The sequence below is a fragment of the Oleiphilus sp. HI0067 genome (assembly GCF_001635735.1).
This window is the reverse complement of record NZ_LWFI01000409.1, coordinates 1-1,239: the sequence shown is the minus strand read 5'-3', so window position 1 is coordinate 1,239 and position 1,239 is coordinate 1. Positions and strand designations below refer to the sequence as shown.

1 protein-coding gene is annotated in these 1,239 nt (G+C 45.9%); it reads left to right on the top strand.

Going from position 1 to position 1,239, the window contains the following annotated elements; genetic code table 11:
• Nucleotides 1-956 (top strand): triacylglycerol lipase (locus A3739_RS04800; RefSeq protein WP_156502362.1); only part of this gene is annotated, 956 nt, incomplete at its 5' end.
• Nucleotides 957-1,239: the final 283 nt, after the last annotated feature.

The following is a 1,239-nucleotide window of genomic DNA, read 5'->3' as shown; positions in this document are numbered from 1 at the left end:
TCCCTTCCGAGCACCAACAGTCTGCACTGGTTGGTCATCTGTCGGCCGCATTAAATGGTCTAATAGGAGACCATTTAGAGGAGACCGGTAACCCTATCGCTTTTACGATGCAGCTTCAGCACAAAGCTCAGAGCCTGATTCTGGAAACTGAGAAGATAACTCACCAAGTCGCCAATCCTGGCTCCAAAATTGTGGTGTTGATTCACGGTCTTTGCATGAGTGATGCCCAGTGGCAGCGTGATGGTGCGAGTCATGCTGATGGCCTTGAAAGTGATCTGAACTATACACCGTTATATTTGCGCTACAACAGTGGCAAACACATATCGCAAAACGGTCGGGAGCTAGCGCAGTGTTTAGAGAAACTGCTAGAAAATTGGCCTGTAGATGTTGAGGAAATTAGTTTGGTAACGCATAGCATGGGTGGTCTTGTGGCACGCAGTGCATGCCATTACGGTGCTCAAAGTAAATGGATTTCGAAGATGTGTAAGGTTGTTTTCTTGGGTACACCTCATCATGGTGCGCCTCTAGAACGCAAAAGCAATTGGCTCGAAACACTCTGGAGTGTCATTCCCTATTCGGCTGCATTGGCGCGCTTGGGGATGGCTCGAAGTTCGGGTATCACTGACTTGCGTTATGGCATTATCGTGGATGAGGACTGGCAGTGCTTTGATCGATTTAAACGCCGTCAAGGGCCAGAACATATCATTCCCTTACCGAGGGACGTAAAGTGTTATGCCGCTGCAAGCACGATTGGCCTTGATCGAGGAGATCTCCAAGACAAACTGCTAGGTGACGGACTAGTACCTGTTTCGAGCGCTCTGGGTGAGCACACGAAACAGGAAATGTCATTAAACATTGCTAGAGAGAATCAATCGATTACATACGCCATGAATCACTTTGACTTGTTATACCGTCCTGAAATACACGAGCAAGTACTTCAATGGTTAGCCGAATAAAGTCCTAGCCAAGAAGTCTGCCTGAATCACTGAGTGATTGAACGAGGTCGCTTTAGATTGCCATTTTCAACCGAACATAAGATGACTGGAAACTATTGGTTTCGGCTTAGATGTTGACCAAAAAGATCGAGTTGTAATGCTTAGAAATCTCTACTTGTGAATGCTACTTGCTAGACAAAAGCGGAAGTCGCATCAGTATGTTTGCAGTCTGAGCTTACGTCAGGTCGTCTTTAAATAGCGGACCTAGAATATCAAGATATTCATACTTAATTGAATTCCTCCT